This window comes from Comamonas trifloxystrobinivorans, assembly GCF_043359985.1.
Classification (GTDB): domain Bacteria; phylum Pseudomonadota; class Gammaproteobacteria; order Burkholderiales; family Burkholderiaceae_C; genus Comamonas; species Comamonas trifloxystrobinivorans.
This window is the reverse complement of the sequence record NZ_JBHZGV010000028.1, coordinates 1-14,737: the sequence shown is the minus strand read 5'-3', so window position 1 is coordinate 14,737 and position 14,737 is coordinate 1. Positions and strand designations below refer to the sequence as shown.

Sequence of the window (14,737 nt, the reverse complement as noted above, 5' to 3'; positions counted from 1 at the left end):
CGCGCAGCTCGGCATGTGTAGCCAGGACGGGCGCTCTCTCGCAGAGCCAGCACCGTGGCCGCAGCCTCTCACAACAAGCGAATGTTCGCTGGTCCGCAACCAGCGCCCGGACTGATTGCGCCTGGTGCGCACAGCCCTTGGAGCGCGGCTGCGTGGCTGTTGGTTACCACTAGTTTTTGAGCTTACCCATGTCCTCCTGCGTATCCACCGCGGCAGGCGTTGCTTTGGCACGCCCGTTTTTGTCCAACCCTGCTCTGCCCGGCCAGCAAAGCCTGCGCGCAGTTGCGCTCGCGGCGGCGGCTTTCAGCCTGCATGGCGCGGCGCTGGCGCAAAGCAGCGATGCCGACGTGGCCGAAAAAACGCTGTCTACCGTGGTGGTGACTGCTGCTGGTTACGAGCAGGAAGTCAAGGACGCGCCAGCATCGATCACCGTGATTCCGCGTGAGAAGCTGGAGCAAGGCGCCTATACCAACTTGCACGATGCGTTGCGCGATGTGCCGGGCGTGATCCTCACGCCTTCGGACAACAACTCCAACGACATCAGCCTGCGCGGCATGGGTGCCAACTACACGCTGATCCTGGTGGACGGCAAGCGCATGAGCACGCGCGAGACGCAAACCAACGGCAGCACCGGCACCGACCAGAGCTGGATTCCGCCGCTCGAAGCGATCGAGCGCATCGAGGTGGTGCGCGGCCCCATGTCTTCGCTCTACGGCTCCGACGCCATGGGCGGCGTGGTCAACATCATCACGCGCAAGGTGGCCAAGGCCTGGCATGGCTCACTGCGCACCGACGCCACCATCCAAGAGCGCTCCAGCTCGGGCAATGCTTACCAAAGCAACTTCTACCTCTCAGGCCCGATCAAGGAAGACGTGCTCGGCATCAGCCTGTACGGCAACTACAGCAAGCGCGAGGAAGACCGCATTTACCAGGGCTACAACGACAACGACTCGCGCTCGCTCAATGCGCGCATTGCTCTCACGCCCAATAAAGACCACGACATCATTGCCGAGCTGGGCGCTGCCAAACAGCACTTTGTCTCTACACCCGGCAAGACCTTGCTCGCCACCGATGCCTTGTCCGACCGCAAGTTCGAGCGCGACAACTACTCGCTGCAACACAAGGGCCGCTGGGGCTGGGCCTCGTCCGACACCTATGTGCAGCATGAGAAAACGCGCAACATCGCGCGCGACATGACGATCAAGAACACCGTCTTCAACAGCAGCTGGGTGGCTCCGCTTGGCGAAGCACACATCCTCACCACCGGCGTTTCCTACAACAAGCAAGACCTCAAGGACACCACCACCAACACCTTGCCCGGCAGCGACCGCAGCACCGCCGACCGCACGCAATACGCCTGGTTTGCCGAAGACGAATGGCGTCTGCGCGAAGACTTTGCGCTGACCGGCGGCCTGCGCTTTGACCACGACAGCAAGGGTGGCTCGCAGTGGAGTCCGCGTCTCTACGGCGTGTGGAACCTGAACCCGCGCTGGACGGTCAAGGGCGGCGTCTCCACGGGCTTTCGCGCGCCATCGCTGCGCCAGACGCTGGGCGACTGGGGCCAGGCCAGCCGGGGCGGCAACATCTATGGCAACCCGGATCTGAAGCCGGAAAAATCGCTGTCCAAAGAAATCGGCGTGCTCTACAACGACGGCGCTGGCATGTCGGCCGGGCTGACCATATTCGACAACGACTTCAAGGACAAGATCACCCGCATTGCCTGCCCCGAGTGCGGGCCGGCCAACTCCTCGGGCAACTCGCCCACCACCAACGTCAATATCGACAAGGCGATCACCCGCGGTATCGAAGCCAGCTTCAAAGCACCGGTGGCCAAGAATCTGGAGCTGAGCACCAGCTACACCTTCACCAAGTCCGAGCAAAAGAGCGGCGAGTTTGCCGGCAAGCCGCTGAGCCAGCTGCCGCGCCACATGCTCAACGTGGCGGCAGACTGGAAGCCTTCTGCCAAGTGGAACGGCTGGGCCAAGCTGTCGTACCGCGGCAAGGAAAGCCAGCCAACAGGCGGCCGCTCGGCGCGCACCTGGGTGGCTGGCAGCTACGCCATGTTCGACATTGGCGGCGCCTACCACTACAGCAAGAGCGTGAGCTTCTACGCCGGCATCTACAACCTGTTCGACAAAGACGTGTACTACGAAGACTTTGCCACCGTGCAGGACGGCCGCCGCTACTGGCTGGGCATGAACGTCAAGTTCTAAGCCTGTGGGCTGCTGGGCAGGCTCGGCTGAGCCCGGCAACGATTGACCGACAAACTGCCGGCCGTTTTAAAAAAACCACTGGCAGCCCATAACACTGAAAGAAAGCTACCCATGACGCACATCTCCCCATCGGCGCGACTGCGCTTTGTTGTCAGCGCAGCCGCATTCGCTGCGGCCTTTGCTGCGGCTCCATTGGCCACAGCACAAACTGCTTCCAAACCTGGCAAAACTAGCCAACAAACCGCGCCCGTAACGGTTACCGTTCAGCACGCCAAAGGTGCAGCCACCGTGCCTTTTGCGCCCAAGCGCGTAGTGGTTTACGACCTGGCTTCGCTTGACACCATGCAGGCGCTGAACCTGCCTGTCACCGGCTTGGCCAAGGCCAACTTTCCGGCTTACATGAAAGCCTATGCCGACGCCAAATACACGGCAGCCGGCACGCTGTTCATCCCCGACTATGAAGCGCTCAGCCAGATTCAGCCCGATCTCATCGTGGTGGCCGGGCGCAGCGCCAGCAAGTACGAGATTCTGAGCAAGATTGCGCCAACGCTTGATCTGTCGATCAACAACGCGCATCTGCTGGACGACATGCAGCGCAACGTCAACACGCTCGCCAGCTTGTGGGGTCGGCAGGCGCAAGGCGAGCAGCTGATGCAGCGCGTGCGCGCCGAGGTAGAGGCCACGCGCGCATTGGCTGCGCAACAAGAACCAGGCTTGCTGGTGCTGGCCATCAGCCGCAACATCAACGGCCAGGCGCCCGGCTCGCGCTTTGGTCTGTTGCACGATGTGCTGGGCGTGAAGCCCGCTATGCCTGCCGATCCGAGCAAGCCACGTGGTATTCCGCTGAAGATGGAAGACATTGCCAAGATCAACCCGCAGTGGTTGTACGTGATTGACCGCAACGCCGGTACCGGCACCGCGACCGATCGCGAAGGCAAGCCCGTGGTGCCGAGCCAGGAGCTGTTCAATAACGACACGATCCGGGCTACCTATGCGGGCAAGAACGGCCGCGTTGTCTTCCTCGATCCACAGATCTGGTACCTGCTTGGCGTCGCCGGCCCGCAGGCCATGCTGAACAATCTGGCGCAGCTCAAGGAGGTGTGGAGCCGTCGCTAGGCAGCGAGGCACAATCCGCGTTCAGCGGACTTCATGGTTTAACGAAGAAGGAGTGCGGTGATGCACTCCTTTTTTATCGGCCTTTTTTTAGAGATCGTATTTTTTGACCTTGCTTGACGATTTGTTCGTTGAGCTTGAATTTTTGATCCTCACAATTTTTAAGCTTCTGCTTTAGCAGCCTAATTTGATTCTGTAATTCGTGCTCTTCAGCAGATGGATCTTTTGTAGGTTTTTCTGATCCAGTGTACGGCTCTGGTAGCTGCATCTGTCCCAAAAATTTTGGATAAAACCTGCGTAAGTCAAATTGCTCTTTTCCAATAAGCAGGACCCAAAGATAAGCATCAATACGTTCTAACAAACGAGGCAAAATTAAACCCAATGGCTCAACACCAGGGTTCTTTGCGTGGAGCAATCTCGGTAAGTCCGGGGTGTTGCTTTCGAAGTACTTTTGAACAGTCAAGTCGTATGCTTTTTGAAAGTCCCCGCGTCCATGAATGAGCTGATTTCTTAGGTCGTTGAACAGGGCTGCTAGCTTTATATCCACGCCAAGTAAGCGGCTGGTGTTTTCGTTCCAGAGGTCATCACTTTCATCGCGGGTTTCCACAAAGATCATTGCCATCAAAAACCGTGGCTCCAAGTAGGTGAGCGGCTTCTTGGCTTCTAAGTGGAATAGACAAGCGGTTCGCAATTTGCGAAAGTCCTCACTGTTAAGCTTCAGCAGGCTGTCCACCATGTTTCGAATGGCGTGCTGATATTGGTGCGGTAGTGGGTCTCGAAGAAGCGGAAATTGTGGTTGAGGCGGCTTGAACGATGTTCGGAAAAGAGTCAGCTGATCTTGCTTGAGGTCGTAGAGTTTGGTCAGTCGACCGCCTTGAGCAAGTTCTAGGGCTAGTGCAAACAACTCTTCGTGTAAGGCGCTTTCTACTAGACCGCTGACGCTCAAGAGCCCTCTATCTGTTATTGCAACTTCTACCTTAAAAGGCAGTGCTGAGGTATCAAGGGTGCAATTGATCTCATGTGCGGGAAAGGCATCGCAATACTGCACGATCCATTCGGCGCGTTTGTTAGCCGAGGGTTCGAAAATTTGCCATGTCATTGAACCATTCATGGCGATGAGTTGTAGTCGAGAGCACGGTTTAGGCTGAGCTCCCAGCCAATCATTAAGTGGGGATCGCGGCTTGGGCTCTTCTAGGTCTGCCAGTAGTTCATTCGGCTCAAATAACGATAACGTAAGTCCACCTATTTGTGCAGAACGCAACTCAGCACCAGTGGGATGCTGTACTTGAAGATTCGTCAGCCGAATATTTGTCGCCTCCACTTGGTGTAGTGGAAATTTGGAACACACCAGAGTGCTGGACACTGCGCTTTCGTCTTGTAAAGCGACTTCTATTGTCAAGTCTAGCGGTCTGATTCGAATAGCGACCTCCGTAAATTCTGGGATGAGCCTCCTATCATGGTTCGCTTCAATATGCAGCACCGCAGTGCCTGTAAAAACATCGTCCAGAAGGGCGTGAAGGTGCATGTGCAGAGAAGGCAAGCGCACGGGCTTGCTGGAGTGGTGAAATGCTCTACTCTACTGTGTAAATAAACAGCTATCAATATTTGCAGTAGAGACTATTAATTTGATAGCTGTAAGAGCTTACTCACCAGTCTCTAAAGGCACTTTATCTTCTATTCTCTCGTCGCCAACCTAAACCCCTCATCCACCCAACCTGTAATGCCTCCGGCCATGATCTTCACCGGCCGACCCAGCTGCGCCAAACGCAGCGCAGCGCGTGCCGCGCCATTGCAGTGCGGGCCTGCGCAGTAGGTGACAAAAACCGTGTCTGCCGACCACGCTGCCAGCTTGCTCTCGACCAGCTTGCCGTGCGGCAAATGAACGGCGCCGGGCACATGGCCTTGGGCGTAGAGGGCGGCGCTGCGCACATCGAGCAGCACAAAATCGGCAACGTTGCGCTCGAGCGCATCGTGCACGTCCCAGCAGTCGGTTTCAAAGGCAAAGGCTTGCGAAAAGTGGGCGATGGCATCAGCACTGGTGGCGGCGGGAAACTGGGTGACGTAGTTGTTCATGGCTTGCTCTCTGAAGTGAATGCAGGCCATTTTGCGAACCGGGCCGCTTGCCTACAATTGGCGCAAATGACATAAACAGAAAGATTTGTGCCAAATGCCGCCTGCACTGCAAAAGAACCCAGAGCAGCCTGTGGCGCCCCAGGGCCCGCTGGTGGTAGCGCTGGTTTACGACGGTTTGTGTACCTTCGAGTTTTCCATCGTCGCGGAGGTGTTTGGCCTGGCTCGCCCAGAGCTGGGCGCTGGCTGGTACCGCTTTGCCAGTGCGGCGATCGAGCCGGGCGTGCTGCGTGCGCAAGGCGGTTTGCTGGTGCAATCCACTGGCGGCGCGGAGCTGTTGGAGGTGGCGGATTTGATCGTTATCCCCGGCTGGAAAGGTAAGGATGTACCGGTGCCAGCCGCACTGACAGCACAGTTGCGGCGCGCCTGGCAGCGCGGTGCGAGCTTGGCGTCCATTTGCTCGGGTGCGTTCGTGCTGGCAGCCACGGGTTTGCTCGATGGCCGACGCGCCGCCACCCATTGGCGCTATGCCGAGGCACTGGCCGCGCAGTACCCTGCCGTCGAAGTCGATGCGCAGGTGCTGTATGTGGGGGACGAGCGGCTCTACACATCGGCAGGCAGTGCGGCTGGCATAGATTTGATGCTGCATCTGGTGCGGCGCGACATGGGTGTGCAGGCTGCCAACAGTGTGGCGCGGCGCTTGGTGGTGCCTGCGCACCGCAGCGGCGGGCAGGCGCAGTTTATCGAGCGGCCTGTGGCCCAAGACCAAAGCGGCAAGCTGGCGCTGCTGCTGGAGAAAATGCGCCGCGATCTGCAGGGCGACTGGACAGTGGCCGCCATGGCCGAGACCGTGGCGATGAGCCGCCGTACCTTCTTGCGCCGTTTTTCGGAAGGCACAGGCATGACGCCTGCTGATTGGCTGGCGCAGGTGCGGGTGGAAGAAGTGAAGCGTTTGCTGGAGACCACCGCCTTGCCGGTGGAGCGCATTGCTGACCAAGCTGGCTACGGCAGTGTGCAGGTGCTACGGGCGCAGTTCAAACGCTGGGTGGGCGCATCGCCCAAGGCTTACCGGGCCTTGTTTACAGCGGCTTGAATGCAGCCGCTTTGGTGTGGCGCAGTGGCCACCGCATTTATTCGGTTTTGGGTGCTGCGCCGCCCGCCAGGTGCTGGCCAATCTCCATCCAGGCCTCGGCGGCTTCAGCGTCGCCAGCAAAGTGGTGGCAGCTGGCGGCGGCCATGGCTACGCGCGGGTTGGTGGGTTCCTGGTCGAACGCCAGCTCGCATTGCGCGGCCGCGTTCTGCCACATGATTTTGGCGTTGGCCGAGCCTTCTTTTTGCAAGGCGTGGGCTTCGGCCATCCAGGCCTGGGCCAGGCGGAAGGCGGCCTCAGGTTGGCCGCGGTCGGCCTGGTGGGCGCGGTAGAACGCCTGACCGGCTTGCTGCCACAGCGCACGGGCGGCGGCAAAGTCGGTGGTGGCCACTTGCTGGGCCTGGGCGACGAGTTGGTTGCCGGCGGCGAGTTCGGATTGGTAGGTGTCAGCAGTCATGGCGGCGGGTTGCAGAAAACAGGGCTGCGATGGTAGCAGCGCGCGTGCAACTGGGCGCGCCGTATTGCTATTGGCTTGTGCTTGGCATGCCGCTTACGCAGCCGCGATCTCGCCCGTGGATTCGCGGCAGGCCACTTGGTTGCGGCCGCTGTCTTTGGCAACGTAGAGCGCTCTGTCGGCCTGGCGCAGCAGGCTGCTGGCCAAGTCTGCGTCGTGCGGCATGTGGCCGCGCTGCGTGCTGGCGGTGGCCTGGTGCGCTCCGGGCATGCGGGTCACCACGCCGACGCTGATGCTCACGCGCCCGAACGGGCTGGTGGGGTGCGGCAGCGCCTGCGCAAACACCTGCTGGCGCATTTGCTCGGCCACCGATTGCGCGCCTGCCGCATCGGTGCCGGGCAGGATGATGACGAACTCTTCGCCGCCATAGCGGCTGATGGTGTCGGCCGGGCGGCGCAGCTGCTGTGCCAGCACTTGCGAGAGGCTGCGCAAGCATTCGTCGCCAGCCAGATGGCCCAGGTTGTCGTTGTAAGGCTTGAACCAATCCACATCCACCATGCACAGCGATAGCGGCTGGCCTTCGCGGCGGGCGCGGGCGATTTCGGTGACCAGTTGCTCGTCGAGCACGCGGCGGTTAGGCAGGCCGGTGAGGTAATCCTGGCGCGCATACTTGGCCAGCTGGCGGTTGGCGTCGGCCAGTTGCTGCTCGGTGCGTTTGCGGTCGGTGATGTCCATCCAGGCGATGAACAGGCCCTCGACCTCGCCCTTGGCATTGGGCAGATACTGCGGCGTGACCAGCAGCCATTGGTCTTTCCACACCATCTCGCGCGAGGGCTGGTACAGATCGGCTCCCGGTGGCGGCAATTGGGCGGTCAGGCTTTTCCAGGGCGCAGGCATCAGCTCTGACATGTCGGCGCCAACCACTTGCTCTTCCGGCAGGCCCACCAATTGCGCCAAGGATTTGTTGCCCATGACGATGCGGCCGCTGATGTCCACGATGCTCAGCCCCACCGGTGCGTGTTCGTAAGCCGCTTCAATCTGCAACCAGCGTTCGCCTGGCGTGGATATGTCACGGCTGATGCCGCGAAACCCGCACAGCTGGCCCTGGGCATCGAACAGCGGAATGCCATTGGTCTCCAGCACCACCACATGGCCATCGGCGTGCAGGTTGCGGTTGATCAGACCCTGGAAGGAGCGCTGCGAGCCGATGATCTCGCTGAACACCGGCAGCATGCGCTCGCGCTCGCCGGCAGACATGAAATCAAGCGGGCTTTTGCCCACCACGGCAGCGGGCGCGTAACCGAGCTGGTCGGTCATCACGCGCGATGCATAGGTATAGCGCCCCTGCGCGTCGGTCTCCCACAGGCAGTCGCTGTTGTGGTCGATGAGATCGCGCAGTTGCTGCACGCTGAGGGCAGAGGTCTCCATGGCCGGGCGGGGTTACGTTGCGTAACACTATACCCCGGTCTGAAAATCCTTGCGCAAGTATCTTTCCGCTATTAAAACAATAGCTTGCAAAGCACTTGGAGCAGTTGCGCTGGGCGCTTATGGCGTGATTTTGGTGCCTAGCAGCTGCAGAAATTGCGCCAGCCACTGCGGGTGTGCGGGCCAGGCGGGGGCGCTGACCAGATTGCCTTCGGTGTGGGCCTGGTCTACCGCAATATCGGCATAGGTGCCGCCCGCCAGCTCCACCTCGGCCTTGCAGGCCGGGTAGGCCGAGCAGGTGCGGCCTTTGAGCACGCCAGCGCCAGCCAGCAGTTGCGCGCCATGGCACACGGCGGCCACCGGCTTGTTGGCGCTGAAAAAGTGCCGCACCGCAGTCAGCACGGCCGGGTTGTTGCGCAAATACTCGGGGCCACGTCCGCCGGGGATGACCAGCGCGTCGTAGTTCTCCGCTTTGATGTCGGCAAAAGTGGCGTTCAGCGTGAAGTTGTGGCCTGGCTTTTCGCTGTAGGTTTGCGCGCCTTCAAAATCGTGGATCGCGGTCTTGATCTGGTCGCCCGCTTTTTTGTCGGGGCAGACGGCGTGCACCGTGTGGCCCACGGCCAGCAAGGTCTGGAACGGCACCATGGTCTCGTAGTCTTCGCAGTAGTCGCCGCAGATCATCAGAATTTTTTGGGCTGCCATGAATCACTCTCCATTGGTTGAAAGGGAAGAAAGGCCGCAGCCATTGTGGGTGGCTGCCGGGCGCTTGCCAATCATGGAAACTGCCCAGGCGTGGCACGCCGGCGTTCATCAAACCGCCATAAAAAAGGCGCCCGGCCGCAGTAGCGGGGCGCACAAGATGGCTTGGAGCCATCGCAAAAGCAACAGGTGCTTAGAACTTGTAGGTGACGTAGAGGAACGGGATGATCGGGTCCAGCGTCAAGCGGGTCTTGGACAGCGCCACCTTGTTGCCATTGACCTTGGTGGTCAGGTAGGCGTCGGTCTTCATCGGCACGTACGACACCGAGAAGGTCACGCCCCAGTTTTTGTCGATGGCGTAATTGGCGCCGACGTTGAACACGGGCGCCCACTGGCTGTCGATCTTGGCCGTGGTGGAAGAGGCGCCGGGCGGCAGACCGATGGCAGAGTTCAAGGTGCCTTGCAGGCCATTGCTGAGCTTGACGCTGCGGAACTGCGAATACGTGACACCCAGGCCGAGCGAGACGCGGAACTTGTCATCCGCATTGCCAAAGAAGTACTTGCCGAGCAGCGATGGCGCGTACAAGCGTGCCTTGCCCAGCTCGCCCACAGGGGCCAGGGTGCCTGCGCCATTGAGCTTGAGCTGAGGCGGCACGCCCAGCACGCCTTCTACCGCCCAGTTGTCGGTCAGGAAGTAGTGCACGTTCAGACCCAAGGTGGTCGCACTCTTCAAATCAGCCCCGGAGCCGGGAACCACGCGGGCCGCAGGCTCCACAAACGCCAGCGGCTGGCTCTTGTCTTGCGGCGCATAGTGCAGCGCACCCGCGCCCAGCACCCAATCACCCGCCTTCTGTGCATATGCACTGCTGGCGAGCAAGGCCGTGGCGGCCACCAACATCCATTTCTTTGCCTGTGTCATCGCTGTCTCCTGGTTTGTTGCGAGAGGGATCGGAAAACCTGTTCTTATGGAGAGGAGCTTACGAATCTGGCGCCCCGCTGTCGACGGGGTAAGTGCTGAATTTCGGCAAAAAAAGCACACCCGTTCTAATTTCCATCCACCTAGGGAAATCGCGGGGATAAAAAAAGACCTGCCATCGTGTATGTGGCAGGTCTTGTGTCGAATTCTGGCAGTGTTCTAACCACGGCCATGTCGCAGATCAGGCCGTCAGGCGTTCAAGCGCTTCGCGGTACTTGGCGGCGGTTTTTTCGATCACATCTTGCGGCAGGCGGGGTGCGGGGGCGGTCTTGTTCCAGGGCTTGCCGTTGACCTTGGCTTGCTCCAGCCAGTCGCGCACGAACTGCTTGTCGTAGCTGGGCGGGTTGCTGCCGTTGGCCAGCGCGTCGGCATAGCCTTCCACGGGCCAGTAGCGCGAGCTGTCGGGCGTGAGCACTTCGTCCATCAGCACCAGCTGGTTGTTTTCGTCCAGGCCGAACTCGAATTTGGTGTCGGCAATGATCATGCCTTTTTCCAGCGCAATGGCGGCGGCCTTTTTGTAGATGGCGATGCTGGTGTCGCGGATCTGGGCGGCCAGCTCGGGGCCGACGATTTCGACCGTGCGCTCGAAGGTGATGTTTTCGTCGTGCTCACCGGCTTCGGCCTTGGCCGCTGGCGTGTAGATGGGCTCGGGCAGCTTGGCCGAGTTGACCAGGCCTGCAGGCAGCTGGACGCCGCAGACAGCCTGGTTTCCCTGGTATTCCTTCCAGCCGCTGCCAGCCAGGTAGCCGCGCACCACGGCTTCGATGGGCACGGGCTTGAGGCGCTTGACCAGCATGGAGCGGCCCACCACTTGGGCCACTTCGTCGGGCTGCACCACGGATTCGGGGGCTTCGCCGGTCAGGTGGTTGGGGGAAATGTTGCCCAGCTTGTCGAACCAGTACAAGGCCATTTGCGTGAGCAGTGCGCCCTTGCCGGGAATGGGCTCGCCCATGATCACGTCAAAGGCGGACAGGCGGTCGGAGGCCACCATCAGAATGCGGTCGTCGCCAACGGCGTAGTTGTCGCGTACCTTGCCGCGGGCCAGCAGGGGCAAGGAATGGAGCTTGGAAGTATGCAATGCGGAAGGTACGGACTGGGTCATGGTGATGCAAAACTCAATGAACAGGCGCCCCGCTGGCAGCGCATGGCACACAGGCCTGCTGGAAACGGCGTGGGCAAGCGAAAGATTGTAGTCGCCATGCCCCGGCCAACCCCGGCGCGCCGCCGGATGCCTTCTTTCCCAGTGCAGTATTGGTTTACCAGTTGGTAAAACACGTAGGGCCTTACGTGCGCGAAGACGCCTCAGAAAAAACGGGCTGGCGCCGGTCAACTGGCGGGCAAGCCCCGGCAGCTGCGTCTTTTGTGCGCATTTTTGGGAGCGCTGGCAGCTCAAGATGTAACAAAAGCACGGCCGCACTACCCGGTTGCTGCGACTAATTCCTACTGGTGAGGCCTGTCATAGGCTTGCAATTTTGGAGTTCAGGGCGCATCATGGTTTCTACGCATGCATGTGTTTCCCCCTCGGGGTGGCTTGGGTTCCAAGGGACTCAGGGCACTTTTCTCGATTTGCTGAAGGAGACTTGTTCATGAACCTGACGATCAGTGGACACCATTTGGAGGTGTCCCCGGCGCTGCGCGAATATGTAACAGCAAAGCTGGCTCGCATCACGCGACATTTTGACCAGGTGGTGGATGCCAAGGTTCTACTTTCCGTGGAAAGACAAAAGGAGAAGGAGAAACGGCAGCGTGTGGTGTGCAATCTGCGGGTCAAGGGCGACGAGTTGTGCGTCCAGTGCTCGCACCATGATTTGTACGCCGCGGTAGATGCTTTGGTGGACCGCCTGGACCGGATGGTGGCCCGTCATAAGCAACGTGTTCAATCCCACTACAGCGATGCGTTGCGGCAAGCAATGGCGTAAACCCTGGGCTTTTTGCCCTGGTTATGCAATCTGTCTGGAGTACTGACCGATAATACGTGCAGCAATACCTGTTAGCAGGTGTTGCTGCGTTTGTTTGACTACGCTCCTGATTGCCCGCCTTATTGCCGCACTCCACTATGAACTGCCTTGCCTCTATCTTGCCCCCAGCTCAGGTGTTAGTGAGCGTGGATGCCACCAGTAAAAAACGAGCGTTTGAAGAAGCAGGTCTGTTGTTCGAAAGTCTGCACGGCCTCTCGCGTGCCCTGGTGACCGACAGCCTGTTCGCCCGCGAACGTCTCGGCTCCACCGGCTTAGGCCATGGCGTGGCCATTCCGCACGGCCGTATCAAGGGTCTCAAGGCGCCCATGGCAGCGGTGTTCCAGCTCGAGCGCCCCATCGGCTTTGATGCACCCGATGAGCAGCCCGTCAGCCTGCTGATCTTCTTGTTGGTGCCCGAGGCCGCCACCCAGCAACACCTGGAGATCCTCGGTGAAATTGCCGAACTGCTCTCCAACGCCAGCCTGCGCGAGCAGATGAAGGCCACCACCAATGCCGAGCAACTGCACCAGTTGATCGCCAACTGGCAGTCTTCGGCCAACAACAGCTCTACCGTGCACGCCTGAGGCCGCTTGGCACCCGCCTGCGCCACAGCAGGCCGGGCCCGCACATTTCCTGCTACGCTTTCGTTTGTACCGGGCGCACCCGCGTGGATGCGCCCGCGCTTGTTTGCACGAACGAAAGGGCCGAGCCGTGAAACCCAATGTGGTCAGCGCAGATGTGTTGTTTGAAGAGTTTCGCTCTTCGCTCCGGTGGGAATGGCTGGCCGGGCTGGGCGCCTCAGAGCGCCGCTTTGACGAGGTGGCTGTGCGCAGCGCCCGCTCCAGCGCCGATCTGGTGGGCTACCTGAACTACATCCACCCGTACCGCGCCCAGGTGATTGGTGAGCGCGAAATCGCCTACCTCACCAACTCCACCACTGCAGATTGCCGCCGCCGCATTGCGCGCATCGTCACGCTGGAGCCGCCGGTGCTGGTGCTGGCCGATGGTCAGGGCGCACCCGATGAGCTGCTGTCGATGTGCGAGCGCGCGCATATCCCGATGTTCGCCACCAAGGAGTCGGCGGCCTTTGTGATCGATGTGCTGCGCGCCTTCCTCTCCAAGCACTTTGCCGACCGCACCACCATGCACGGCGTGTTCATGGACATTCTGGGCATGGGCGTGCTGATCACCGGCGAATCCGGCCTGGGCAAAAGTGAGCTGGGCCTGGAGTTGATCACCCGTGGCAACGGCCTGGTGGCCGATGATGCGGTGGATCTGTTTCGCATCAACCAAACCACGATCGAGGGCAAGTGCCCTGATTTGCTGCAGAACCTGCTGGAAGTGCGCGGCATTGGCCTGCTCGACATCCGCGCCATCTTTGGCGAAACCGCCGTGCGGCGCAAGATGCGGCTCAAGCTGATCGTGCACCTGGTGCGCAAGGAAACGATGGAGCGCGATTATGAGCGCCTCCCATCGGCCCCGCTGACGCAAGATGTGCTGGGTATTCCGGTGATGAAGGTCGTCATCCAGGTGGTGGCCGGCCGAAACATCGCTGTGCTGGTAGAGGCTGCAGTGCGCAACACCATTTTGCAGTTGCGCGGCATCGATACCTACCAGGAATTTGTCGACCGCCACCGCAAGGCCATGGCGAGCGGGCGGGAGATTTGATCGATCTGCCCAGTCACACCAACTGCAAATCGCGCACCTGGGCTTGGGGAAAGACTTGCTGCACTTGCGCTGGGTTGAGCCCGTACATGCGCGCAAACAGGCCACCCAGGACGCTGCGGTAGTCGTTGAGCACCGGGTAGTCACGGTTTTGGAAAAGGGCTTGCTCGGTCACTTCGGTCTGCTCTCCCAGCACGCGGCCTCCCGCCTGTGAGGCCAGGCCGCCGCCGAGAATCCAGTAGGTGGTGCCGTGCCCGTGGTCGGTGCCTTTGTTGCCGTTTTCGCGGAAGGTGCGGCCGAACTCGCTGATCACGGCCACCACGGTGTGGCGCCATGCCTGGGGGCTTATCTCTTGCGCAAAGCTGGCAAGGCCCCGGCCCAGATCGTCGAGCCGGTTGGCCAGGTTGCCGCTGGCGCCGCCTTGGTTGACGTGCGTATCCCAGCCGCCGATATCGATAAAACCCAGGTCGAACTGCTCTCGCATCAGGCCGGCCATGCGCTGGGCAACCAGACCAAAGCCCTTGGGGCTGATGGCGTTGCGCCCGGCCTGGTCCATCTCTTGTTGCACGCCGCGCAGCACGGCATCGCGCACGGCGAAACCCTCTTGCACGGCAGGCGCCAGTGCAGTGCCTGCATACATGTTTGCGATGACCTGGCTGCGCTGCTCGTTGATGCTGGCTTTGCTCAGATTGGCCAAGGCCGTGTTGGCAATACGGGTAGTGCCGCGCATGCAAAGCGGCAGTTGTGCAGTGAAGGCCATGGGGGTGATGTCGCTGCGCCCTTGCAACTGCACGGCCAAACGGTTCAAGAAGCCGCTCGGCGTGCTCTGAGCCGCTGTCAGTGGCATACCCCTTTCGATCGAGTCCTGTGTTTCAAAATGGCTGCGCGACAGATCATCGCTGCCTGCAAAGGGCACAAAGCAGGCTTGGCGTGCGTGTACCAGTGGCAGCACGCTGCCTTCCAGCGCGGGGTGCAGTCCCCACAGGCTGTCCAGTGCGGTAATCCCCCCGCAATTCCAGCGCGCTGAGAAGTAGAGACTCTCACAGGAGAATCTCTACCATGAAGAAATCACGT

Annotated in this window: 13 protein-coding genes and 1 pseudogene; 6 read left to right on the top strand and 8 right to left on the bottom strand. The window is 60.4% G+C overall.

From position 1 onward, the window contains the following. Window positions 1–188 precede the first annotated feature (188 nt). Together ACFIQF_RS23390 and ACFIQF_RS23385 are read left to right on the top strand one after the other, a co-directional pair. Window positions 189–2,213, top strand: a complete 2,025-nt coding sequence (locus tag ACFIQF_RS23390; protein ID WP_393946069.1) for a ligand-gated channel protein — start codon at window positions 189–191, stop codon at window positions 2,211–2,213. A gap of 111 nt (window positions 2,214–2,324) precedes the next feature. Then, the gene (locus ACFIQF_RS23385) at window positions 2,325–3,329 is read left to right on the top strand and encodes a siderophore ABC transporter substrate-binding protein (protein ID WP_393946068.1); all 1,005 of its coding nucleotides are present in this window, start codon (window positions 2,325–2,327) and stop codon (window positions 3,327–3,329) included. Between the two features lie 73 nt (window positions 3,330–3,402). On the opposite strand, the gene ACFIQF_RS23380 is transcribed toward ACFIQF_RS23385, so the two are convergent. Continuing rightward, the gene (locus ACFIQF_RS23380; RefSeq protein WP_393946067.1) at window positions 3,403–4,725 is read right to left on the bottom strand and encodes a hypothetical protein; all 1,323 of its coding nucleotides are present in this window, start codon (window positions 4,723–4,725) and stop codon (window positions 3,403–3,405) included. 275 nt (window positions 4,726–5,000) lie between these two features. Beyond that, window positions 5,001–5,399, bottom strand: coding sequence for a rhodanese-like domain-containing protein (locus ACFIQF_RS23375; RefSeq protein ID WP_393946066.1), 399 nt, complete (start codon window positions 5,397–5,399; stop codon window positions 5,001–5,003). Between the two features lie 94 nt (window positions 5,400–5,493). On the opposite strand from ACFIQF_RS23375, the gene ftrA reads away from it, so the two are divergent. Then, window positions 5,494–6,489, top strand: coding sequence for a transcriptional regulator FtrA (gene ftrA / locus ACFIQF_RS23370; RefSeq protein ID WP_393946065.1), 996 nt, complete (start codon window positions 5,494–5,496; stop codon window positions 6,487–6,489). 37 nt (window positions 6,490–6,526) lie between these two features. Here ftrA and ACFIQF_RS23365 read toward each other — a convergent pair whose 3' ends face one another. The 5 genes from ACFIQF_RS23365 to ACFIQF_RS23345 all read right to left on the bottom strand — a co-directional run bounded on the left by ACFIQF_RS23365 (window position 6,527) and on the right by ACFIQF_RS23345 (window position 11,142). Next, on the bottom strand, window positions 6,527–6,943 hold the full coding sequence (locus ACFIQF_RS23365) for a hypothetical protein (protein WP_393946064.1): 417 nt from the start codon (window positions 6,941–6,943) through the stop codon (window positions 6,527–6,529). Between the two features lie 93 nt (window positions 6,944–7,036). After that, window positions 7,037–8,368 carry a sensor domain-containing diguanylate cyclase gene (locus ACFIQF_RS23360; protein WP_393946063.1) on the bottom strand — a complete coding sequence of 444 codons (1,332 nt, stop codon included), beginning with the start codon at window positions 8,366–8,368 and terminating at the stop codon, window positions 7,037–7,039. 117 nt (window positions 8,369–8,485) lie between these two features. Then, a complete protein-coding gene (locus tag ACFIQF_RS23355; RefSeq protein ID WP_393946062.1) occupies window positions 8,486–9,067 on the bottom strand; it encodes a DJ-1/PfpI family protein in 582 nt (193 codons plus the stop codon). Between the two features lie 190 nt (window positions 9,068–9,257). Then, window positions 9,258–9,983, bottom strand: a complete 726-nt coding sequence (locus ACFIQF_RS23350) for an OmpW/AlkL family protein (protein ID WP_393946061.1) — start codon at window positions 9,981–9,983, stop codon at window positions 9,258–9,260. Between the two features lie 238 nt (window positions 9,984–10,221). Next, the gene (locus tag ACFIQF_RS23345; protein ID WP_393946060.1) at window positions 10,222–11,142 is read right to left on the bottom strand and encodes a phosphoribosylaminoimidazolesuccinocarboxamide synthase; all 921 of its coding nucleotides are present in this window, start codon (window positions 11,140–11,142) and stop codon (window positions 10,222–10,224) included. A gap of 484 nt (window positions 11,143–11,626) precedes the next feature. Between ACFIQF_RS23345 and hpf the strand changes: the two genes are divergently transcribed. The 3 genes from hpf to hprK all read left to right on the top strand — a co-directional run bounded on the left by hpf (window position 11,627) and on the right by hprK (window position 13,666). Continuing rightward, on the top strand, window positions 11,627–11,959 hold the full coding sequence (gene hpf / locus ACFIQF_RS23340; RefSeq protein ID WP_393946059.1) for a ribosome hibernation-promoting factor, HPF/YfiA family: 333 nt from the start codon (window positions 11,627–11,629) through the stop codon (window positions 11,957–11,959). Between the two features lie 137 nt (window positions 11,960–12,096). Then, window positions 12,097–12,582, top strand: a complete 486-nt coding sequence (locus tag ACFIQF_RS23335; protein ID WP_393946058.1) for a PTS sugar transporter subunit IIA — start codon at window positions 12,097–12,099, stop codon at window positions 12,580–12,582. Window positions 12,583–12,709: 127 nt separating this feature from the next. Further along, the gene (hprK, locus tag ACFIQF_RS23330; protein WP_393946057.1) at window positions 12,710–13,666 is read left to right on the top strand and encodes an HPr(Ser) kinase/phosphatase; all 957 of its coding nucleotides are present in this window, start codon (window positions 12,710–12,712) and stop codon (window positions 13,664–13,666) included. Window positions 13,667–13,679: 13 nt separating this feature from the next. Here hprK and ACFIQF_RS23325 read toward each other — a convergent pair. After that, window positions 13,680–14,672: pseudogene (locus ACFIQF_RS23325) on the bottom strand (DUF1501 domain-containing protein); the annotation flags it as partial. Between the last annotated feature and the right edge of the window lie 65 nt (window positions 14,673–14,737).

Excerpts from the sequence above, each read along its gene's own strand:
- ACFIQF_RS23390 (WP_393946069.1), top strand. The coding sequence starts at position 189 with ATGTCCTCCTGCGTATCCACCGCGGCAGGCGTTGCTTTGGCACGCCCG.
- ACFIQF_RS23385 (WP_393946068.1), top strand. The coding sequence starts at position 2,325 with ATGACGCACATCTCCCCATCGGCGCGACTGCGCTTTGTTGTCAGCGCA.
- ACFIQF_RS23375 (WP_393946066.1), bottom strand. The coding sequence starts at position 5,399 with ATGAACAACTACGTCACCCAGTTTCCCGCCGCCACCAGTGCTGATGCC.
- ftrA (WP_393946065.1), top strand. The coding sequence starts at position 5,494 with ATGCCGCCTGCACTGCAAAAGAACCCAGAGCAGCCTGTGGCGCCCCAG.
- ACFIQF_RS23365 (WP_393946064.1), bottom strand. The coding sequence starts at position 6,943 with ATGACTGCTGACACCTACCAATCCGAACTCGCCGCCGGCAACCAACTC.
- ACFIQF_RS23360 (WP_393946063.1), bottom strand. The coding sequence starts at position 8,368 with ATGGAGACCTCTGCCCTCAGCGTGCAGCAACTGCGCGATCTCATCGAC.
- ACFIQF_RS23355 (WP_393946062.1), bottom strand. The coding sequence starts at position 9,067 with ATGGCAGCCCAAAAAATTCTGATGATCTGCGGCGACTACTGCGAAGAC.
- ACFIQF_RS23350 (WP_393946061.1), bottom strand. The coding sequence starts at position 9,983 with ATGACACAGGCAAAGAAATGGATGTTGGTGGCCGCCACGGCCTTGCTC.
- ACFIQF_RS23345 (WP_393946060.1), bottom strand. The coding sequence starts at position 11,142 with ATGACCCAGTCCGTACCTTCCGCATTGCATACTTCCAAGCTCCATTCC.
- hpf (WP_393946059.1), top strand. The coding sequence starts at position 11,627 with ATGAACCTGACGATCAGTGGACACCATTTGGAGGTGTCCCCGGCGCTG.
- ACFIQF_RS23335 (WP_393946058.1), top strand. The coding sequence starts at position 12,097 with ATGAACTGCCTTGCCTCTATCTTGCCCCCAGCTCAGGTGTTAGTGAGC.